Genomic DNA, 20,667 nt, shown 5'->3' on the forward strand with positions numbered 1-20,667 from the left:
GGTTCAGGCGCCGCCCCCGAGGAGCCTGAGCCGTCCGTGGTATCCCCGCGGTATTCACGGTGCGACCGCGCCGGCCTGCAAGGGCCGTGCGCGGCGCAGTGCGTCTTGCTGCATGGGCGGCGTTACGCGCTTTGCTTGCCTTGCGATCTGTGCCACATGCTCGACCATACCCGAAATTCAGATTCGGTTTTCGAAGGAGAGCATATATGGCGACCGCCGCCGACCTCGACGCCAGCGTCAGCCCGCTCGACGCCTTCCGCAAGGAGGCGCGCGCGTGGCTGGAGGCGCATTTTCCGCCTTCGTTGAAGGGCAAGGAAAACCCGATGGCGACGGTCGAAGGGCCGACCGCCCTGTCGGACGACGAGGCTGCCTGGAAAAAGGCGTTCGGCGAGAAGGGCTGGGGCGTGCCGACCTGGCCGGCTGCCTATGGCGGCGGCGGGCTGGACCGGGCGCAGGCGCGCGTGCTTGGCGAGGAAATGGCACGGATCGGTGCCTGGAATCCGATCGGCGGCATGGGCATCATGATGTTCGGCCCGACCCTGCTCGAATATGGCAGCGAGGCGCAGAAGCTGGAGCATATCCCCGCGATCGCCAAGGGCGAGGTGCGGTGGTGCCAGGGCTATTCGGAGCCGGGCGCCGGATCGGATCTGGCCAGCCTTCAGATGTTCGCAGAGGACAAAGGGGATCACTATCTGGTCAATGGCCAGAAGACCTGGACCTCGGGCGGGCAATGGGCCGACAAATGCTTCGCGCTGGTGCGGACCGACAAATCGAAAAAGCATGAAGGCATCAGCTTCCTGCTGATCGACATGACTTCGCCGGGCGTCGAGGTGAAGCCGATCAAGATGATCTCGGGCGCGTCGCCGTTCTGCGAGACTTTCTTCACCGACGTGAAGGTGCCCAAGGGCAATCTGGTCGGCCGCGAGGGCGAGGGCTGGACGATCGGGAAACGGCTGCTCCAGCACGAGCGGCAGAATCTGTCGGGCGGCGGGTCGCTCAGCCGGTTGTTCGGCGGGACCTCGATTGGCGCGCTCGCCAAGCAATATCGCGGGACTGACGATCAGGGGCGGGTGAACGACAGCGACCTGCGCATGCGCATCGTCCGCCACGAGATGGACAGCCGTGCCTTCGCCCTGACCCTGCGCCGGGCTGCGCTGGAGGCGAAATCGAACCAGGGGCCGTCGGCCGCGACCTCGATCATGAAGAATGTCGGCGCACGCATCACCCAGGACCGTGCCGAACTGTCGATCGAGATCATGGGCATGAACGGCCTCGGCTGGGAAGGCGAGGGCTTCAGCGAGGCGGAACTGACCCAGACCCGCACCTGGCTGTGGGGCAAGGCAGTATCGATCTATGGCGGATCGACGGAGATTCAGAACAACGTGATCGCCAAGCGCATCCTGGGGATGCTCGACCACCAATAGTCGTCAACGCCCCTCTTTGCGGGAGGGGGATTGGCAGAGGGGCAGTCGAGACATTTCACCAATCGGGCCGGACGCGAGAGACTGCCCCTCTCCCCGGCCCTCTCCCCCGAGGGGAGAGGGAGTTTAGAATGGCTGTGCTCAACGACGAACAGACGATGCTGCGCGACATGGCGCGCGAATGGGCTGACAACGAGGCCCCGGTCGGCGCCTTTCGCAGGATGCGCGATGCGGCGCCGGCGGCGGGATATGATGCCGCTGCCTGGGCCGAGATGAGCCAGATGGGCTGGGCGGGCATCGTGGTGCCCGAGGCGTTCGGCGGATCGGAATTCGGCTATCTCTCGCTCGGGCTGGTGCTCGAGCAACTCGGGCGCAACCTTGCCGCGTCGCCGCTTGCGTCGACCGCCGCCGCGGCGACCGCGATCGTGCTGGGCGGATCGGATGCCGCCAGGGCTGAATGGCTGCCGAAGATCGCCTCGGGCGAGGTCGTCGCCACGCTGGCCGTCGACGAGGGGCCGGTGCACGACCCGGCACGGATCGCGACCAGCGTAACGGACGGCAAGGTGAGCGGCACCAAGGAATTCGTTACGGAAGGCGACAGTGCGGCGCTGTTCGTCGTCGCGGCGGTGGACGGGCTGTACCTCGTCTCGGGCGATGAGGGCGTGTCGCGCTCGGCGCGGCACATGGCGGATTCGCGCAGCCATGCGCAGGTCAGGTTCGACGGTGCCAGGGCCGAGAAGCTCGGCGGTACCGATCTGACGGCAAGGGTGATCGACCGCGCCACTGCCGGGCTCTGTGCCGAGATGCTCGGCATGGCTGAGCAGGCCTTCGCGACCACCAACGACTATCTCAAGACGCGGGTTCAGTTCGGGCAGCAGCTCTCGACCTTCCAGGCGCTGCAGCACCGCATGGCCAGGATGTTCACCGAGCTTGAGCTGATGCGGTCCGCGGTGGAGGGGGCGCTGGAGGCGATCGACGCCAACCGGTCGGATGTCGACCAGGCGGTGAGCCTGGCCAAGGCGGTCGCGAGCGATACGCTTCATCTGGTCAGTCGGGAGATGATCCAGCTCCATGGCGGTATCGGCATGACCGACGAGCATGATGCGGGTTTCTATATCAAGCGGGCGCGGGTGCTGGAGACGATGTGGGGCAATGCCGCCTATCACCGCGAGCGCTTCGCGCGGCTCAACGGCTACTGATCCTTCGATCCTGATGTTCTGAACAGGCGTCGCCCGCCCGGGCGGCGCCTGTTTTCGTATCGGTGCCCGGCGGGAAGATATAGCCAGTTCGAATATAGGTTCTGGCCGATCCGGCGCTTTTGCGTTGGTTTCGCCGCATTGTCCATGAAACGGGTACTGTTTCGAAACGACTCTTTTGCTTGACGTAACGTCAATCTCTCTATCAATTCGAGTTTACGGTACGGGATCACGAATGTCCCGGCCTAAAGGGGAGAGAGATATGCTCAGGAAGCAGTATTTATCCGCGTGCGCCTTTTCGGCTCTCGCGCTCAGCCTTGCATCGCCGGCCTTCGCTCAAAGCGCCCTCGCGGCGGACCAGGACGATGCCGGCCAGACCACACCCGACATCGTCGTCACCGGATCGCTGATCCGCGGCACCCCGGAGGACGCGGCGCTGCCGGTCAACGTGATTTCGGCCGCGGATCTTTCGAAGCAGGGCAACCCGAGCGCGGTCGAGATGCTCAAGGCGCTGCCGACTTCGAACGGCGTGCTGGGCGATTCCAACCAGTTCGACAGCCGCTCGCAGGGCGCCGAGGGCATCGCCACGGTCAATCTTCGCGGCCTCGGGCCGCAGCGCACCCTGGTGCTGTTCAACAACAAGCGCCTCGTCTCGGCCGGCAACGGCATTCCGTCAGTCGATATCAACATGATCCCGCAGGCGGCGATCGGCCGGATCGAGGTGCTGAAGGACGGCGCGGCGGCGACCTATGGGTCGGATGCGGTCGCCGGCGTGGTGAACTTCATCAGCAAGTCGGACCAGAAGGGCTTCCTCGTCGCGGGCAGCCACAAGTTCATCAACGACAGCGTCGGCGACTACGACATTTCGGCGAGTTTCGGCCATCAGGGCAACGGCTTCAGGGTGCTGATCGCCGCGGGCTATCAGACGCGCGGCGAACTGCTGGCGCGGGACCGCAAGTTCGCGGTGCAGCCCTTCGCCGTCAATCCGGAGGGTGGCTATACCGGCGGCGGCAACCCGGCGACCTTCCTCGCGCTCGGCCCGACCGGGGCGCCGATCACCGGCTTCACCCCTGATGCGAGCTGCGTGCCGCTGGGCGGGACGATCACCGCGCAGAATCGCTGCGCGACCCAGTACAGCGTGTATGACGCGCTGGTCGATACCGAACGGCGTGGCCAGGCCTATGTCGAGCTCGGCGTCGATGTCGCCCCGAATATCGAGCTCGAGGTGACGGCGCTGTATGGCCGGTCGACGGTGCCGCATTACCGCACCTCCCCCTCCTATCTGCTGACCCAGTCGCCTTCCGCGGCGACGGGCATCACGCAGAGCGGCTTCTTCGTGCCGGCGAACAATCCCGGCTATATCCAGTACCGGCTGCAGAACCCGACGGCGCTTCCCGCGGGCGCGATCGGCGCGCTGTTCCCGACACTGCTCTACCGGCCGTTCCTGACGGGCGGCAACCCGATGTTCGCGGGCGACGAGAATGATCCCGGCGCCTCGATCGGCGAGCGCAAATCAGAATCCGCGCGATTTACCGCGACGCTGTCGGGCAAGCTGACCGACAGCCTCGATTTCAACGTCAACGCGACCTATCATCATTATTACCGCTATATCGACGGCTATGACGCGTTCGGCGACCGCGTCCAGCTCGCGCTGCGCGGGCTTGGCGGGCCGAACTGCACCGGGACGACGCCCGGCGCGAACGGATGCCTGTGGCTCAACCCGTTCGGCAACGCTGTCCAGTCAAACCTGGCGACCGGCGCGACCAACCCCAACTATGTCTCGTCGGTGGCCAACTCGGCGGAGCTTGCGCGCTGGTTCTTCGTCAAGTCGTTCAGCCAGGCCGATACGTCGCTGTTCGTCGGGGAGGCGAGCATCAGCGGCAAGACCGGGATTTCGCTGCCGGGCGGCGACGTCCAGTTCGGCGTCGGGGCGCAATATCGCCGCGACACCTATTCGATCCGCTATGGCAACAACAACAACCTGGCGAACAATCCCTGCCGCGAGACGCCGGTGACCGGCAATCTGGGCCCCTGCCTGCCCAACACGGTCGGCGGCGTGAGCCCGCCGGCGACCGGTGCCCTGGCGTTTCTCGGCACCAACGCGAACGCCAAGGCATCGGGGGACGTGATCGCGACCTATGCCGAGCTTCAGGCACCGGTCTTCGATTCGCTCAACCTGCAACTCGCGGCACGGTACGAGGACTATGGCGGCCAGGTAGGCTCGACCTTCAACCCGCAGGCGCGCCTGCGTTTCCAGGCGACACCGTGGCTCGCCTTCCGCGGCGGCGTCGGCACTACTTTCCGCGGCCCGCGCAACGAGAATCTCCTGCCGGGATCGGTCACGTCGCTTCAGCTCGTCGGTACCAGCTTCCGCCCGGTCGACGTGGCCGGCAACGCAGCACTGAAGCCCGAGAAGTCGACCAATTATTCGGGTGGCATCTTGCTCAACGGGGGCGGCTTCACCGCCAGCATCGATTATTTCCGTTATGAGCTGCGGGATTCGATCGTGTTCGAGCCGGTCGCCGGCATGGTCAATACGCTGTTCGGATCGACCGGCGCGGCGAATTGCGGCAACGCCGCCTTTGCCGCGCTGCAGGCACGCTTCACCTTCAACGGGGCGTGCAACATCGCCAATGTGGCGCGCATCTCCACCAAGGTCATCAACGGCGCGAGCGTCACCAATTCGGGCCTCGACTTCTCCGCCAATTATCGCGGAGATGTTGGTGCCGTGCGCTTCGGCGCCGGCGTGACCGCGACCTACACGATCGAGTACAAGACCGCCGACCAGCCGGTCGACGGGGTGGTCGTGCAGAAGGCGTTCGACGCCGGCGGCAAGCTCAATTTCCAGACCACGGCCTATCCGGTGCCGAAATGGAAGGGCCAGGCCTTTATCGATCTTGGCGCAGGCATCTTCGACGGACGGCTGACCGCGACCTATATCGACGGATATCACGACCAGCGCGCCGACACGAATTCGGGCCCGTTCGCGCCGCGTGTCGATATCGCCGGTTCCCCGATTCTGACTCAGGGAGCGAACATCGAGAAATATTACACCTTCGATTTCAGCCTGCGCGTTCGCCTGCCCTGGGAGACGATCGCGACCCTGTCCGTCCTCAACATCTTCGATCGCGACCCGTCGTTCGCGCGGCTCGATTACAATTACGATCCGTTCACCGGCAGCGCGCTGGGCCGTAACTTCAAGATCGGCCTGTCGAAGAAGTTCTGATGCTCCTTTGACGTCCCTCGGCTCGCCGTCCCGCTCCCGGGGGACGGCGGGCCTTTTTTCGCCTGTAACCGAGTATTTCCCGACATGGCTCTTTCCTCCCCAGAAAACGCCCCGCAAACCGCCCCTGAAACTGCAGATGCGCTGGCGATCCGGCGCCGCCGGCTGACGCTCGCGCTGCTCACCTTCGTCTATTTCTTCAGCTATATGGACCGGCAGATCCTTGCGATCCTGCTTGAGCTGATCCGCAAGGATCTGCTCCTGACCGACACGCAGCTCGGCATCCTGTCGGGCTTCGCCTTCGCTGTCTTCTATGCCGGGCTGGGCATTCCGGTGGCGCGCCTCGCTGACCGGACCAGTCGCAAGAAGATCATCGTGCTGTCGCTTGCGTTGTGGAGCGCGATGACCGCGATCTGCGGGCTCGCCACCAGTTTCCTCCAGTTGCTGTTCGCGCGGATCGGCGTCGGGGTGGGCGAGGCCGGATCGAGCCCGCCGAGCCATTCGATGATCGCCGATCTCTACGCTCCGCACGAACGCGCCAGCGCGATGGCGATCTATTCGCTGGGCGTGGTGCTGGGCGCCGCGTTCGGCACCATCATCGGCGGGACGATCGGCCATTTCTACGGCTGGCGCCACGCGATGTTCGTGGTCGGGCTGCCGGGGCTGCTGCTCGCGGTGATCGTGTGGTTCTTCGTGATCGAGCCGCGCCGCGGCCTGTCCGACGGCCGCAGCCAGGCCGAGCAGGAACGCGAGGCAATGCCGAGCCTGGGTGCCGGCTTCGCCTCGATCTGGCGCGATCGGGCGGCGCGCCACCTGGTGATCGCGGTCACGCTGACCTCGCTGATCGGATACGGCCATGCGCAATGGGGGCCGAGCTTCATCCAGCGTTCGCTGGGTGTGCCGCTGCTGACCATCTCCTGGGTGATCGCCCCGATCGGCGCGATCTTCGCGACCGTCTCCGGCGTGGCCGGCGGGATGCTGGCCGACCGGCTGGCGAAGAAGCGCGGGCTTCACTGGCAAAGCTGGATGGTCGCGATCCTGAAGACGATCGCACTGCCGTTCAGCCTGACCTTCTATTTCCTCGACGAGCCGAACATCGCGGTCGGCGCTTATTTCTTCGCGCTGCTGTTCGCGTCGAGCTATCTCGGCCCGACCTTCGCGCTGCTGCAGGGCCTGGCGCCGATGCGGCTGCGGGCGCTATGGGCGGCGATCACCCTGCTGGTGATCAATCTGATCGGCCTGGGCCTCGGGCCGACCCTGGTCGGCCAGATCAGCGATCTGCTGCGACCACGCTTCGGTGAAGATTCGCTGCGCTGGGCGATGTTCGTCTTCGCGGTGGCGACGCCCTGGGCGATCTTCCACTATTGGCGGGCCGGCGTGATCCTGAAGCGGCGCGGGCAGGTGACGGGGAGCGCGTAAACCCCTATCTCCGATCGATGCCCAAGCCAAAGCGTTCGCCCGGCCTTCCCACACGCGAGCAGATTCTCGACTTCATTACCTCGTCGGCCACGCCCGCCGGCAAGCGCGAGATCGCGCGCGCCTTCGGCCTGACCGCGCAGGAGAAGATCGGCCTGAAGGCGCTGCTCAAGGACATGGCTGACGAAGGGCTGATCGACAGCGCCCCGGGTCGCGCCTTTCATAAGCTGGGCGGGCTGCCCAAGGTCACGGTGCTGCGCATCGCCGATGTCGACGACGGCGGCAATGTGTGGGCGGTGCCCGAGCGCTGGGATTCCGATGCGCCCGCCCCGCGGCTGCGGGTGCGCGAACGCAAGCGCGGGGCGCTGGGCGTAGGCGACCGGGTGCTGGCGCGGACCGAGGAAGCCGGCAATGGCTGGATCGCCCATCCGATGAAGCAGCTCGCGCGCGGCGAGGAGCTTGTCCTTGGCGTGCTGCATCAGGAAGGTGGCAAGCTCTGGTTGCAGGGCGTGGAGAAGGAGCGGCGCGAGTTCATGGTCTCCGACGCCGGCGATGCCGAGCCCGGCGACCTCGTGCTGGCGGAGAAGGCGGGGCGTCCGCCGCGGATAACGGTGCGGGTGACCGAGCGTCTCGGCGATCCGTTCGCGCCGCGCAGCTTCTCGCTGATCGCGATCCACAAGCTTGGCATTCCCAATGTCTTTTCGCCCGAGACGGTGGAGGAAGCGGAGCGCGTGGCGCAGATGCCGCTGGGGGATGGGCGCGAAGACCTGCGCGACCTGCCGATCGTCGCGATCGACCCCGCCGATGCGCGCGACCATGACGATGCGGTCTGGGCGGCGCCCGACGACGACCCCGCCAATGACGGCGGGTGGAAGGCGATCGTGGCGATCGCCGATGTCAGCTTTTATGTCCGCCCCGGATCGGAGCTTGATCGCGAAGCGCGGCGGCGCGGCAACAGCGTCTATTTTCCCGATCGCGTCGTGCCGATGCTGCCCGAGGAATTGTCGGCCGACATGTGTTCGCTGAGGCAGGGCGTCGATCGCGCTGCGTTGGCGTGTCATTTGCAGATCGCGAAGAACGGCACGCTGAAGAGCTGGCGCTTCACGCGGGCGATCGTGCGGATCGCGGCGAACATTGCCTATGAGGATGCGCAGGCGGCGATCGACGGAACGATCGAGCACCCGCTGACCGACGTCGCGCTCAAGCCGCTCTGGGCATGCTGGAAGGCGCTTTACAAGGCGCGCGAGAAGCGTGACCCGCTCGATCTCGACCTGCCCGAGCGACGCGTGGTGCTCGACGAGAAGGGGCGTATCCTGTCGGTCGCGCCACGCGAGCGGCTCGATGCGCACAAGCTGATCGAGGATTACATGATCGCCGCGAACGTGGCGGCGGCCAAGGCGCTCGAGGCGAAGAAGGCGCCGGTCATGTACCGGGTGCACGAACAGCCGAGCCGCGAGAAGCTTGTCGCGCTCAAGGAGTATCTCAAGACCTTCGGTGTCGAGTTCGCGCTTGGCCAGGTGGTGCGACCGGCGACGTTCAACCACATCCTCGACAAGGTTGGCGATGTGGATTTCCGGCCGCAGATCATGGAGCAGGTGCTGCGTACCCAGACCCAGGCCTATTACGGGCCGGAAAATCACGGCCATTTCGGGCTCGCGCTGGGCAGCTATGCGCATTTCACCTCGCCGATCAGGCGCTATGCCGACCTGATCGTCCACCGCGCGCTGGTCGACGCCTACAAGCTCGGGCCGGGTGGACTGACCGAGGGCGAGGCAGCGTCGATGGACCGGATCGGCGAAAGCATCTCGATGCTCGAACGCCGCGCGATGGAGGCTGAGCGCGATACGATCGATCGCTATGTCGCCGCCTTCCTCGCCGAACGCGTCGGCCAGGTGCTCGACGTGCGGATCACCGGCGTCGCCAATTTCGGCTTCTTCGCGACGGTCGAGGGCATCGGCGGCGACGGGCTGATGCCGGTGCGGGACATCGGCGGCGAATATTTCCGCTATGACGAGGCGGGGCGGCGGCTGATCGGCGACGAAACCGGCACCGAATATGCGAGCGGCCAACGGCTTCAACTGCGACTGGCCGAGGCCAATCCGGTATCGGGGGCGCTTCGCTTCGAAATGGTTGACGGCAAGGGCGCGGCGCCCGAGCGCGACAAGCGGCCGGCGCGGGTGATCAAGCGGCGCGGCCGGCCGGCCAATATCCGCCACCAGGGTCGCAAGCGGTGAGCCAGCTTCCGGCCGCCATCCGGCGCGTCCGTGGGCCAGTGGCGGCGCATTTCCTGGCGCATCATGCACTATCGCCCGAGGACGCGATCGATTTCGTGCCGAAAAACGGCGTGGAGCGCTGGTGGTTCGATCGCTTTCGCCGGATCGGCGCGCTGCGCGAGGCGGAGCCGGGCCGCTACTGGTTCGATTTGGTCGCCTATCACCTCGATGCTCAGGCGTTCAGCCGGCGCTGGGTGCCGATTGCCATCGCGGTGTCGGTCGTGATCGCTGCGGTGGCGATGCTCTTCTATCGGGGATGAAGCGGGGGGTGATGTGACGGAGGCGGCCAGTCTTCCGGCGGCCAGGTTTCCACCAGGGGAGTGGTGTACCACGGCGTTTTCCGGCTCCTCTACCCGATAGCCTCACACGCATGAAAAGCGGGGACCGACTTTCGCCGATCCCCGCTCGTCTTCACACTGTCGCCCGCCTCAGAAAGGCCGCCCATTCGATGTGCGCCTCTGAAGCCCGGGCCATGCATACTGCCAGTTTGCTATAAGCCTCTGTAAGTCGTGGGTCCCGATCAGCCTTGTCATCGGCCGCGGGGCCATCTGACGCCCGGTGAATTGATCGTATCTGATCGAGGATGCATTCCTTTGCATTCTCCGTGTCGATGACCGCCTTTTCGAGTGGATGAATAGCATCGCTCATTCTTTATCCCCTGTAGAGCAGCCAGTCGAACGTAGCGCCGGCCGGTGCGGGTGTTCCGAAGTTCACGGTAAAGCCGGTGTTCGACTTGCCAGTGATCCAGTAGGACGTGTTCCAGTTTGGCGTGACGACGATACCGAAGCCGGCGTCCACTTCGGCTTGCGCTGGGATGAAGCCGCTGACCCCTGGCGGGAAATCCTGGCCGTTGAATGCAACCGAGCCGGTGTCGCTGAACGATGTCTGCGTTCCTGGAAACTCCCAGAAGCCATCGAAATATCCTGACTTCGTGCCGCGATAGACACGTCGAAAATAGCCGGCGCCTGCACTGTTCCAACTCATATCCACGCGTTGGCCGCTGGCAATCACCACATTCTTGTAGGTGAGGTCAGCGCCGGAGGAACCTTCGAACAACGGGCGCCAGTTCACACCGGTTTCACCACGCCGCCCGAGGATCGTCGTGGCATACCAGTAGGTGGCGGGAGCAAGGGTCGAAGATCCATCGGCGACCGCGATCGGCCCGGAAGTGAACTGTGCGGTCCCCGTGCCCTTTGCGGTAGGGAAGGCGATCGCGACGCTCGCAGCCGAGGCCGGGACTGTCACGTTTTGCGAGCCTACATTGTTCGAAAAGACGAGCGCGTTCGCCCCATCGAAGCCGGTGATCCCGCGCAACGCCATCTGACTGTCGCAGGTGACCAGCGATCTGTCGGCAGCAAGCTTGTCGTCCTTAAGCAGGTTCGGTGTCGACTGCGTAATTCTCCACCGGGGCGCCGAAGCGGACCACGCCGCCTGAGCGCCCCGCAAATTGGCCGCGCGTCGCCATTCAGCGGTGCCGGCGTTGATAATGGGGCCGTAGATCGTATCCAGGACCGACACGTTGCAATTGTCGAATACGGTGGAAATATTAACCGGTGTGTCGACCACGATGCCCGCGGCGGGTGCCCGGCCGAGCGGAACCGCCCCGCCACTTCCTGTGACCGCCAGCTTCGACAATTGGCTCCCGGTGACGTTTTCGGCGATGACGCCCCATCGATTGCTTTCGAATGCGCAGGAATCGAAATTGAGCGTATTTGATACGAGATTGCCGCCGGTCCAGGTCGATCCGTTCCAATAGACCCAATAATAATTGGTCGCGCCGCCGAGACGAACCGCGCATTCACCTACTTCCATGCGGGTATTCATGATGGTCGAGCCAGGTCCGCCGCAACTGATGCCGACACCCCAGCCTGTGAAGGAGGAGTTCAATACGGTGAAGTGGCCTGTGGTATAAAGTCCATAGCTTTCTCGAAACTGGGTCTCCACCTCGTTGAGTGTGCGACCGGCATTGTAATACAGGCCAGTGAAGGAGCAGTTCGAGAACACCGTGTTGAACGAAGAGACGTCCATCAAGCCACGATGCGTCGAGCCAAAGTTGCAGCCCTCGAAATAGTTGTTCGTCGTGTCCACGAGAAACATGACTGTCGCGTAACGCCCATAGGTCGCAATAAGCTGAACATTCTTGAAAATGACCTGGCGACCCGTGGGCGGTCCTTCGGTGGCCGTGTCGTACAAGGTGCCATCTGCCTTGTAGAGCTTGTTGTCCCTGCCGTTGATATACCCTTCCGGAATGAAGATGCAGGGGCGTTCCTGCGAGTCGCCAACGACCCACCGGATCAAGCTGGCGTTGGTCGTTCCTTTGATGCCAGTTCCTTCCATATGGATGGTGCCAGACCCGGCCGGCACGCCGGGTTCTGCTGGCGTCCAGGGAATGATCGCTTCGCTGGCGTTGCACCAGATCGTGCCGGGCGGCAGGAGGAACGGACCCCAGCGCATTGCTGCCTGGATCGCCTGGCTATTGGCGGTCTGAATCGCTGTGCCTGGTGGCGTGGGATGCACCAGCGCGCCGAATGCCGTGGCCAGAGGCTTGCTCATTGGCGCGAGCTTGAAAATGCGGCCATCGGCTGCCGCGAACGAGGTGCGGGGGTTCTTGGTCAAATAGACCCCGGTCAGCGTCGAGTCGTATGCGTAGGTCTCGGCGCCGACCCCGTCGAGCGAATAGCCCGTGGTAATCACGGTCTTTTCGGTTGACGCAATGGTTTGGCCATTGGCGGACGTAAAAAGCCCAACTGAATACAGGTTTGGCATTGGTCTCTCCCTTGGCCCGGATGGGCTGCGGATGAATTTTATAAGAATCCGAAAGACTTCGGATGGGCTTCGACCTTCATTTCGCCGGGCACCTGGCAAATGCGCGAGCCGCTATTCGCCTCCTCTCTCGAGAAAGCGGCTGTGCTGATTGATCCAAGCAATCCGGCCTTTGGATCGGCCTGGGATTCTTCTAGATTCGATGGACCCGCGTTTGAATCAGGCGGCGATTTTCGACATTTTGATCGATATGAATGAAGCGCGGACAGTGGCCCTTGAGGATACCGTGAAGGATTTCCTCGAAGAAATTGCCCGGATGGCCGGATCTGCCCTCAAGACGCGAGTGACAGCTTCTTCGTGTTCTGACCTCGCGCGTGACTGTCGACTACCGGCTCAGCTTGAGCCGATCGTCTTGACGCGCCGGTCGTCGGCTCCCGGTAAATGACCGCAAGCGAATCTTTAGTATTGAGGAATTCGGGTAGCGACATTTCGTACATTCGTGGCCCGACATCGGGTTCGCCCCCGGGAGAAGCTACCCCGCCCGGAACGTAAGTCCCGCCTTAGCCTCGAGCCGTTTGACCAGCATCTCGCCGAGCAGCGCGCCGGGCGTCCAGATGCCGCCTTCTCCCGCGACATCCTGCACCAGGCACAAGGCTGTCTCAGCGATCATTTTGCTGGTCGAACCATAGCCCGGGTCGCGGTCCCCGGTGACGACTGAGTCGACCCTGGTCCCGTCCGGCATCTCGCCGATGAACAATATGTCGTAATAACCGTTCTCGCGCTCTTCCCTGGACGGGCCTTCGCCGGGCTTGGGCCCCTTGTCGCTGGCGAGCGGGTTGATCTTCGCGATCGCCTCCGCCGCCGCCTTGCCGATATCGCCGAGGCCGGCGACCATCATCTCGTCATAGACGAAGTCGGCGCCATAGGCCTCGCCGAGCAGGAAGTTGGTGCGGTGGACGTTCTTGGTGTTGATCGGCGCCATGATGAACGGAGCGACCCAGGCCTCGATCGTCTTGTCGTAATCGGGCAGCAGGCCCCTGGGCTGGCTCGGGCCCTGGAAACCCGGGGTCAGCGAGAAGGGGTTGGTCAGCAGGCCAAGGATCGAGGGGTCGCGCGCGGTGGCGGCGAGCGTTGCCTTGAGGCTGGCCGCCGTGCCGCCGGAAAAGCCGCCCTGCATCTTGCGCACCCGGCATTTCACGCGGGGGGCGGGCTTGCCGTATTTCAGCTTTGCCGCATCCTGGAGCGTGAGGACGCCGAGGTCGAACGGGATCGAATCGAACCCGCACGAAAAGACGATGCGCGCGCCGGTGCGCCTCGCGGTCTCATGATGCGCGTCGATCATGTGGCGCATCCAGGCGGGCTCGCCGCACAGGTCGACATAGGCGGTGCCGGTCTCGGCGCAGGCGGCGACGAGGTCGCTGCCGTAGAGCTGGTACGGGCCCACGGTGGTGAGCATCACCGCCGTGCGGTCACACAGGGCCCTGAGGCTTGCGGGGTCGTCGGAATTGGCGGTGAGCAAGGGGATGCTCGCCGGTGCCCCGATCTCGTCGCGGACCTCCTGCAGCTTGGACAGCGACCGTCCGGCCATCGCCCAGCGGGGTGAGTCGGGCCCGGGATAGGCGTGGATGAGATATTCCGCGACCAGGCGTCCGGTAAAGCCGGTGGCGCCATATACGATGATATCGAAGTCGCGCATCTTGCTTTCCCTCCGTCACCCCGGACCTGTTCCGGGGGCCGCCTGTCCGAAGGCGATGGCGAGAGTGTGGGGCAGGGCGGATGCCGGAACAAGCCTGACGTGAGCCTGTCGAAAGATCCGGCGTGATGACCGTGCCATCGCGGCCTTTTGGGGTGAGACACATCGCGCGCCCAATGCTGCTTCTACGATCTTCTTCCTTGCCCTCCCCGACATAGCGGGTCCTGACATTCGCTCGAAACAAGCAACTGTGAGTCGCTTCGTTCAAAACGATCAAGCCGCTCCTGTTTGTGGGTAGGCCGGGCAAGTGCTATAACCGGCGCACGAAGGCATGTTTTCGGGAGATATCCGATGCGTCGCTTGGCTCTGCTCGTAACCGCTTCAGCGTTTCTGGGGGCTTTGCCGATGCCGGCATTGGGCCAGGAAAGCCTGCTTGCGAAAGCTGACCAGGATCGAGTCATCTGTGTTCCGCTGCGCAACAAGAGCGGTACGCTTGCGGGCGGCCAAGTGTGCCGAACCGGGCAAGAATGGGAAATCGCTTTGGCGAAGGTGAGGCCCAAACAAACCGATTGGACAGTCACCGGACGGAGAAATGCCAGTCTCTCGAATCCGCATTCCTTCGGTATAGAATTCAAGCAGTTTTTAAATCCCGGCCGACAATAGCCGGACAGGATATTCGGTTGGCATGATTTGAGCGTCGCCTGCTGTCTTAGCGTGCGACCCGGCTGAAACCATGTAGCCGCTTATGCGGCTACCGGGTCGGGCGCAAATGACGCCAGCTGCGCCTTCAGTGCCTGCTCGAACGCAGGTCGTTGCATGCATCGGTCGCGATAGGCGACCACATTGGGGAATTCGGCCAGCAGGGTGTCGTCCGAAACCTCGCGCAGCACCGTCGTCATGATGATATCGGCGGCGCTGAAATCGCCCTCGAGATAGGGCTTCTCACCGAGCCAGCCCGACAATCCCGCGAGCCGGCCGCGCAGATTGTCGATCACCTGCGGCCGGCGCAGCCTGCCCCATTCGGCGTCCTTGTTGAACGTATCGATATTCACCAAGTCGAACACGAACGGCTCGACGCTGTTGAGCGCGGCGGTGATCCAGGTGAGCACGCGTGACCGACCCGCCGGGCCGCCGGGCATGAGTTTTTCGGAACGCTCGGCGATGCGCAGGACCATCGCGCCGCTTTCGAACATCTGCACTTCATCGTCGCGATAGGCGGGCACCTGTCCGAAGGGCTGCTCGCGCCGGTAATCCTCGCTTTTGGCGGTCTCGAAACCGATCAGCCGCTCGCGATAGCCGATGCCAGCTTCCTCGCACGCCCAGCGTGGCCGAAGATCCCGGACGAACCCGCGTGCGAAATCGGGCACCCAGGCAAAGCTCGTGATCTCGATATCGGCGTTTGGGTCGATCGGCATGTGGCGCGCCCTTCATGAACTGCTTGACAGAATAGGTTGATATCAACATAAATTCCCAATGTCAAAACACGTCCTGGTCTCAGCTGAGCAAACGCATTTCGTGCGGGATCATTGCCTGTGCCTGGCTGCCCAGAGGGCAGCGCGGGCGCTGTCACGCCGATTCGACGATGCTTTTCGCGGCTTTGGCATTACCAGCGGCCAGTTCTCGCTTTTGAACGCGCTCAATCGACCTGTGCCGCCGTCGATCAGTTCGGTCGCGAACCTGCTGGCGATGGACCGCACGAGCCTGACCGCCAACCTCAAGCCGCTGCAACGGGACGGTCTCGTCCGCATGGAGGCCGATCCGGTCGACCGGCGGATCAGGCGGCTGGCCCTTACTGACGTGGGAAAGCAGGTACTGGCGCAGGCGATGCCGGTGTGGACCAGCGTGCACGGCGATATCGACATGAATCTGGCGTCCGGTCCTGCCAGCGGCGACGCGCTCCGCTCGGGGCTCGCTGCACTGCTCTGAGATGTCCTGACGCGCACTGTTTCTCGGGGAAGAGCCTATGAGTGAGACCGACGACTGGCGTATCGACCATGGCGGTATCGGCGTCGCCGACATCGCCCGTTCGGCACGGTTCTACGATGCGGCGCTGTCCGCGCTGGGCATGCGAGGGGTCATGCGCGTCACGATGGACGGCGACCTCGCGTCCGACCGGGAGAGTACCATCGGCGGTATCGGATATGGCGTGACCTATCCTGTCTTCTGGATCGACGTCTTCCATCCGCATGGCGTGAGACAGCATATGGCCTTCAGGGCGATCAGCCGCGAAGAAGTCGCTGCCTTTCACGCCGCCGCGATCGATGCGGGCGGCAAAGACAATGGTGCGCCCGGGTTTCGATCCGGAGGCTATCCGCGCGGCTATTATGCGGCGTTCGTGCTTGATCCCGACGGGAACAATATCGAGGCGGTCTTCCGGGAGAAGACCTGACGGCCCCGGTTGCCTGGCTTCGTCAATGAGAGGCTGCGTGGATCTCGGCGATATATCCGCCCGGGAAGCGGACCATTGCCGATACCCGATCCTGCCCGGCATATGCCGGAACGAGCGTTTCGGCGCCGGCTGCGGTCGCCCTGGCGAGCGTCGCGGGCAGATCGGCGACTGCGTAGCCGGTCAACTCGCGGCCATAGGGCCATGGCAATGCGCCGTCGCTCACCAGTATCGCCATCTCGCCATAGCCCGAGCTGAGGCGAATGCGTCGATAGGTCTTTCCGGGCCGGCCGATCTCGATGGCAGGTGCCGTCCTGTCGTCGGAGACTATTCGACCATGTGAAAAGGCGATCCAGCTGGCGACGAACGCATCGGCGGCATCGGCGGTCAGATAGAGGCGATTCTCCGGAATCGTGGCGAGCGGCGCATAGCTGGGCTTGGTGGTGTGCCAGTAGAACTGCATGTTCACGCCGCCCGGCCACTGGACCAGAACGTCGCGGCCGATCGGATCGGGGAACGCCTCGACCAGCCGGGTCGCGCCGGCCTTGCGCGCCGCGACGATGGCGGCGTCAAGATCGGTGACGAGATAGCCGGTGCGCTCGATCCCGAATGGATAGGGGATCGGCGTCTTGAAGCCGAACACCGAAATCGTCCCGACGGGCGTCAGCGCGACCTGCGAGATGGTCTGGCTTGATGTCGGCGTGACCTGGAACACGCCCTGCTTGCTGGTGGTGCCGCCGAAGGTCGCGATGAAGCTCGCCATGAACCTGTCGAAGTCATCCGCCGCGACATAGACATGAGTCGAATCATATTGCGGCCCGACCGCGAAATCGGGGGAGGGGGCGGGCTTTGCCGGTCTGGCAGCCGCGGCGGAAGCGATGCCGAGCATGGCGGTGGCGATCAACAGGGACAGGCGCATCATCGTCATTCTCCATCACCCAGCACGTTCCCCCGAACCGCCCGGCGGACATGTTCCGATCCGCCTAGATACCAGCCCCCAGATCGAGGAAGTCGCCCGCACTCAGATGTGCTGCCGCCGGATTGGCGAGTTGTCCCACCAGCCGATCGACCTGAACCGTGATCTCGGGAACGGCGGTGATTTCCCACCATTGCGGGCAGGTGAGGGCGCCAAGCGCGTACAGCCAGCCTGACGCGCGGCGATCGACGTCGAGCAGCGCGCAATTCTCGGTTTCGAGGCCGAGGCCCAGCGAGTCCGGCAGGGCCAGTCCCTGGTCGCGCAGATCGGCGAGCAGCGGAATCGCGATGGAGCCGGCGTCACGACGCGGGCCGGTGCAGTTGACCACGCGGGCGGCGGTGAAACGGCGTTCGCCGCCGGTGCGGGGGGCGAGGGTGACGTCGACCTTGTTCTCCGTCAGGCGATAGCTGCGCAGGCGCGCCGGGAGAATCTCCAGCCGGCCACGCGCGGTCTCCGCGTCGAGCGCGTCGTGGATGCGCTGCGCCATGCGGTGCCGACGGACGTCCCAGCGGGTGCGGAGATGGCGGAGGAACTGGCGCTTCTCGCGCGAGGACCAGCTGCTCCAGACGGCGGGGATGGCGGGGCGGGCGGCATCGAACACGCGCTGCCACGGGATGTCGCGCGCCTCCGCGGCGGCGACCTGCTCGCGGATCAGGCGCATGAGCCGGCGCGGCGAAGCGGGCAGGGCGGCTTCGAGGAACGCCGGCCAGGTGCCGCCGGCGGCATGGACCTGCGGCAACAGGCCGCGGCGCGAGGTGGCGAGGATCGGGCCGCGATGGCCGGCGGCGGTGAGCTTCAGCACGATATCGACGGTCGTCAGGCCGGTGCCGAGCAGCAGCAGGGGATCGTCGGGCGTGAGGCCGTCGAACGCGTCCGGTGCCCAGGGATCGGGGACGAAGTCTGGCGTATCGTAGAACCATTGATCCGGCCCGCCCGGCGCGCGCGGGGCGAGGTTGCCGGTGGCGAGCACGACCGTATCGACGGCGATCTCGCGACCGTCGCTCAGGCGGACGGCGCGATCGGGGCGGGCGAGCACCCGAACCGCTTCACCGCGCACCAGTGACAGGCCAGGGCCATTGTCGGTGACCAGCGCCTCCTCGAGCCGTTCCTCGAGATAAGCGCCGAACAGGGCGCGGGGCACGAATACGCCAGGCAGGTCGCCGCTGCTTTCCTCAAGCCCGGTTGAGAGCGCCTCCCGGGCGTTCGGATTTGCCTGGAGCCAGTCAGCGAAGCCGGGTTTCAGGCCGATTTCCATCCGGCTGATCGGCACGTTGAGCAGATGTTGCGGGCCGCATGCGCCATAAGCGAGGCCCCGGCCGATGCGGCGCGTCGCCTCGATCACGATGACCCGGAAATCAGGGCGAGCGGCGGCCAGCTTCAGACCGAACAGCGTGCCGGCCACGCCGCCGCCGACGACCGCGACGGTGTGGATGTCAGGCTTGCTCATGTTACGCCGCCTCGCTGAACTGAAGGCTGGCAAGGCGGGCATAGAGGCCGCTCTGGCCGATCAGCGAGCCATGCGTGCCGCTTTCCACGATGCGCCCCTCGCTCATCACGATGATCCGCTTGGCCGCGCGGACGGTGGCGAGGCGGTGTGCGATGACCAGCGTGGTGCGATCCTCCATCAGCCGTTCGAGCGCTTCCTGTACCAGCCGCTCGCTCTCGGCGTCGAGCGCGCTGGTCGCCTCGTCCAGCAGCAGGATCGGCGCGTTGCGCAGCACCGCACGGGCAATCGCGACGCGCTGGCGCTGGCCGCCGGACAGGCGCGCGCCGCCTTCGCCCATGAAGGTGTCGAGGCCCTGGGGCAGCTTGCGCAGGAACTCGGCTGCATTGGCGACTTCGGCGGCGGCCCATAGCTCGTCGTCGCCAGCCTCCCATTTGCCGTAGCGCAGATTGTCGCGGGCCGAAGCGCCGAAGATCACCGTTTCCTGCGGCACCATCGCGATGTGGCGGCGGATATCGGCCGGATCGGCGTCGGGCAAAGGCACGCCGTCGAGCAGCACGCGGCCCGCATCGGGATCGTAGAAGCGCTGGATCAGCTGGAACAGAGTCGTCTTGCCGGCGCCGGACGGGCCGACCACGGCGACGGTTTCACCCGGCGCGATGGCGAGCGAGAAATCCTGCAGGGCGGAGACTTCGGGTCGGGTCGGATAGCGGAAGGTGACATTGTCGAACTCGATCGCGCCGCGCGCTGTCTCCGGGAGGGCGACCGGATTCGCCGGTGCGCGGATCTCGGGGACTTCATCCAGCAGTTCGGCAAGACGGCCGGCGGCGCCAGCGCCGCGGAGCAGGTCGCCATAGACCTCGGTCAGCGCACCGAACGCGCCGGCGACGAGGCCGCCGGTCAGCACGAACGCCGCGATCGATCCGCCGCTGATCCGGCCGGCGGCGACGTCGACCGCGCCTTCCCACAGCACAAGGGTGATCGATCCGAAGATCAGGCCGATGACGATCGCGGTCATGAACGCGCGCAGGATGATGCGGCGCTTGGCGGCGGTGAAGGTGGCATTGACCGCCGCACCGAAGCGGGCTGCCTCGCGGTCTTCCTGGCCGAACGCCTGGACGACCTTCATCGCGCCCAATGTCTCCGACGCGATCGAGCCGACATCTGCCACGCGGTCCTGGCTGGTGCGCGAGAAATTGCGGACCCGGCGGCCAAGCAGCGCGATCGGCAGGATGATGACTGGGATGCCGAGCATCAGCATGCCGGCGAGCTTGGGCGACAGCGCGAACAGATAGATCATCCCGCCGACGCCGGTGAAGCTGTTGCGGAGCGCGACGGAGACGGTGGTACCGACGACCTGCTCGATCAGCGTGGTGTCAGAGGTCAGGCGCGAGGAGATTTCCGACGGTCGGTTCTCCTCGAAGAAGCGCGGGGCCAGGGTGAGGAGGTGGCGCTGAACGGCCGCGCGGATATCGGCGACGACGCGCTCGCCCAGCCAGGACACGTAATAGAATCGCACCGCCGTCGCGATGGCGAGCACGACCACGATCATCAGCAGATAGTGGAAGGAATTGGTGACTGACCCATCGGCGCCGGGACCGAAGCCGCGGTCGATCACTTTCTTGAATCCATAGGGGATCGCGATGGTCGCGGCTGAGGTGACGACCAGCGCGGTCAGCGCCGTCGCGATCTGGCGGGGGTAGCGGGCGGCATGGGCCCAGACCATTCTGAGATTGCCGAGCTGGCGCCTCGATTCGGCGGGTTTCGCTTCGGAAACGATGGGCGATGCAGGGGAGGGCTCAGCCATGGCCGGGGAGTAGGGCCTGTCCCCGGCCTCTGCAATGGTCGTGAGATGGTAGCGTGCAACCCGCTATGG

The 20,667-nt window shown here is 64.9% G+C and carries 15 protein-coding genes; 9 read left to right on the top strand and 6 right to left on the bottom strand.

Annotated elements, in window-relative coordinates:
• Positions 1 to 206: 206 nt before the first annotated feature.
• From P0Y59_23890 to P0Y59_23915, 6 genes are all read left to right on the top strand, one after another.
• The gene (locus P0Y59_23890; protein WEJ99898.1) at positions 207 to 1,424 is read left to right on the top strand and encodes an acyl-CoA dehydrogenase family protein; all 1,218 of its coding nucleotides are present in this window, start codon (positions 207 to 209) and stop codon (positions 1,422 to 1,424) included.
• Between the two features lie 128 nt (positions 1,425 to 1,552).
• Positions 1,553 to 2,620 (top strand): acyl-CoA/acyl-ACP dehydrogenase, encoded by a 1,068-nt coding sequence (locus P0Y59_23895; protein WEJ99899.1) that lies wholly within the window; start codon positions 1,553 to 1,555, stop codon positions 2,618 to 2,620.
• 259 nt (positions 2,621 to 2,879) lie between these two features.
• Positions 2,880 to 5,843: a TonB-dependent receptor gene (locus tag P0Y59_23900; GenBank protein WEJ99900.1), complete on the top strand. Its 2,964-nt coding sequence runs from the start codon at positions 2,880 to 2,882 to the stop codon at positions 5,841 to 5,843.
• An 84-nt stretch (positions 5,844 to 5,927) separates the two neighbouring features.
• The gene (locus P0Y59_23905) at positions 5,928 to 7,259 is read left to right on the top strand and encodes an MFS transporter (GenBank protein WEJ99901.1); all 1,332 of its coding nucleotides are present in this window, start codon (positions 5,928 to 5,930) and stop codon (positions 7,257 to 7,259) included.
• A gap of 17 nt (positions 7,260 to 7,276) precedes the next feature.
• Positions 7,277 to 9,490: a ribonuclease R gene (gene rnr / locus P0Y59_23910; GenBank protein WEJ99902.1), complete on the top strand. Its 2,214-nt coding sequence runs from the start codon at positions 7,277 to 7,279 to the stop codon at positions 9,488 to 9,490.
• Positions 9,487 to 9,789 (top strand): hypothetical protein, encoded by a 303-nt coding sequence (locus P0Y59_23915; GenBank protein ID WEJ99903.1) that lies wholly within the window; start codon positions 9,487 to 9,489, stop codon positions 9,787 to 9,789. Before rnr ends, P0Y59_23915 begins: the two co-directional genes overlap by 4 nt.
• Before the next feature lie 391 nt (positions 9,790 to 10,180).
• Here the strand turns inward: P0Y59_23915 and P0Y59_23920 are convergent, their stop codons facing one another.
• Positions 10,181 to 12,295 (bottom strand): hypothetical protein, encoded by a 2,115-nt coding sequence (locus P0Y59_23920; protein ID WEJ99904.1) that lies wholly within the window; start codon positions 12,293 to 12,295, stop codon positions 10,181 to 10,183.
• Positions 12,296 to 12,824: 529 nt separating this feature from the next.
• Positions 12,825 to 13,988: a saccharopine dehydrogenase NADP-binding domain-containing protein gene (locus P0Y59_23925; GenBank protein ID WEJ99905.1), complete on the bottom strand. Its 1,164-nt coding sequence runs from the start codon at positions 13,986 to 13,988 to the stop codon at positions 12,825 to 12,827.
• A gap of 348 nt (positions 13,989 to 14,336) precedes the next feature.
• On the opposite strand from P0Y59_23925, the gene P0Y59_23930 reads away from it, so the two are divergent.
• Positions 14,337 to 14,648: a hypothetical protein gene (locus P0Y59_23930; GenBank protein ID WEJ99906.1), complete on the top strand. Its 312-nt coding sequence runs from the start codon at positions 14,337 to 14,339 to the stop codon at positions 14,646 to 14,648.
• An 80-nt stretch (positions 14,649 to 14,728) separates the two neighbouring features.
• On the opposite strand, the gene P0Y59_23935 is transcribed toward P0Y59_23930, so the two are convergent.
• Positions 14,729 to 15,400 (bottom strand): glutathione S-transferase family protein, encoded by a 672-nt coding sequence (locus P0Y59_23935; GenBank protein ID WEJ99907.1) that lies wholly within the window; start codon positions 15,398 to 15,400, stop codon positions 14,729 to 14,731.
• Positions 15,401 to 15,458: 58 nt separating this feature from the next.
• On the opposite strand from P0Y59_23935, the gene P0Y59_23940 reads away from it, so the two are divergent.
• Both P0Y59_23940 and P0Y59_23945 read left to right on the top strand, forming a co-directional pair.
• Positions 15,459 to 15,911 carry a MarR family winged helix-turn-helix transcriptional regulator gene (locus tag P0Y59_23940; protein ID WEJ99908.1) on the top strand — a complete coding sequence of 151 codons (453 nt, stop codon included), beginning with the start codon at positions 15,459 to 15,461 and terminating at the stop codon, positions 15,909 to 15,911.
• A gap of 37 nt (positions 15,912 to 15,948) precedes the next feature.
• The gene (locus tag P0Y59_23945) at positions 15,949 to 16,374 is read left to right on the top strand and encodes a VOC family protein (GenBank protein ID WEJ99909.1); all 426 of its coding nucleotides are present in this window, start codon (positions 15,949 to 15,951) and stop codon (positions 16,372 to 16,374) included.
• Between the two features lie 22 nt (positions 16,375 to 16,396).
• Here the strand turns inward: P0Y59_23945 and P0Y59_23950 are convergent, their stop codons facing one another.
• The 3 genes from P0Y59_23950 to P0Y59_23960 form a co-directional block, all read right to left on the bottom strand.
• Positions 16,397 to 17,293: a glyoxalase gene (locus P0Y59_23950; protein ID WEJ99910.1), complete on the bottom strand. Its 897-nt coding sequence runs from the start codon at positions 17,291 to 17,293 to the stop codon at positions 16,397 to 16,399.
• Positions 17,294 to 17,354: 61 nt separating this feature from the next.
• Positions 17,355 to 18,794 (bottom strand): FAD/NAD(P)-binding protein, encoded by a 1,440-nt coding sequence (locus P0Y59_23955; protein ID WEJ99911.1) that lies wholly within the window; start codon positions 18,792 to 18,794, stop codon positions 17,355 to 17,357.
• A 1-nt stretch (position 18,795) separates the two neighbouring features.
• The gene (locus P0Y59_23960) at positions 18,796 to 20,598 is read right to left on the bottom strand and encodes an ABC transporter transmembrane domain-containing protein (protein WEJ99912.1); all 1,803 of its coding nucleotides are present in this window, start codon (positions 20,596 to 20,598) and stop codon (positions 18,796 to 18,798) included.
• Between the last annotated feature and the right edge of the window lie 69 nt (positions 20,599 to 20,667).

It is taken from the genome of Candidatus Sphingomonas phytovorans (genome assembly GCA_029202385.1).
Taxonomy (GTDB): domain Bacteria; phylum Pseudomonadota; class Alphaproteobacteria; order Sphingomonadales; family Sphingomonadaceae; genus Sphingomonas; species Sphingomonas phytovorans.

What these genes read in the sequence shown, in the direction of transcription:
- P0Y59_23950 (WEJ99910.1), bottom strand. Translation starts at nt 17,293, where the DNA reads ATGATGCGCCTGTCCCTGTTGATCGCCACCGCCATGCTCGGCATCGCT.
- P0Y59_23930 (WEJ99906.1), top strand. Translation starts at nt 14,337, where the DNA reads ATGCGTCGCTTGGCTCTGCTCGTAACCGCTTCAGCGTTTCTGGGGGCT.
- P0Y59_23935 (WEJ99907.1), bottom strand. Translation starts at nt 15,400, where the DNA reads ATGCCGATCGACCCAAACGCCGATATCGAGATCACGAGCTTTGCCTGG.
- P0Y59_23955 (WEJ99911.1), bottom strand. Translation starts at nt 18,794, where the DNA reads ATGAGCAAGCCTGACATCCACACCGTCGCGGTCGTCGGCGGCGGCGTG.
- P0Y59_23940 (WEJ99908.1), top strand. Translation starts at nt 15,459, where the DNA reads ATGTCAAAACACGTCCTGGTCTCAGCTGAGCAAACGCATTTCGTGCGG.
- P0Y59_23890 (WEJ99898.1), top strand. Translation starts at nt 207, where the DNA reads ATGGCGACCGCCGCCGACCTCGACGCCAGCGTCAGCCCGCTCGACGCC.
- P0Y59_23920 (WEJ99904.1), bottom strand. Translation starts at nt 12,295, where the DNA reads ATGCCAAACCTGTATTCAGTTGGGCTTTTTACGTCCGCCAATGGCCAA.
- rnr (WEJ99902.1), top strand. Translation starts at nt 7,277, where the DNA reads ATGCCCAAGCCAAAGCGTTCGCCCGGCCTTCCCACACGCGAGCAGATT.
- P0Y59_23895 (WEJ99899.1), top strand. Translation starts at nt 1,553, where the DNA reads ATGGCTGTGCTCAACGACGAACAGACGATGCTGCGCGACATGGCGCGC.
- P0Y59_23905 (WEJ99901.1), top strand. Translation starts at nt 5,928, where the DNA reads ATGGCTCTTTCCTCCCCAGAAAACGCCCCGCAAACCGCCCCTGAAACT.
- P0Y59_23900 (WEJ99900.1), top strand. Translation starts at nt 2,880, where the DNA reads ATGCTCAGGAAGCAGTATTTATCCGCGTGCGCCTTTTCGGCTCTCGCG.
- P0Y59_23960 (WEJ99912.1), bottom strand. Translation starts at nt 20,598, where the DNA reads ATGGCTGAGCCCTCCCCTGCATCGCCCATCGTTTCCGAAGCGAAACCC.
- P0Y59_23925 (WEJ99905.1), bottom strand. Translation starts at nt 13,988, where the DNA reads ATGCGCGACTTCGATATCATCGTATATGGCGCCACCGGCTTTACCGGA.
- P0Y59_23945 (WEJ99909.1), top strand. Translation starts at nt 15,949, where the DNA reads ATGAGTGAGACCGACGACTGGCGTATCGACCATGGCGGTATCGGCGTC.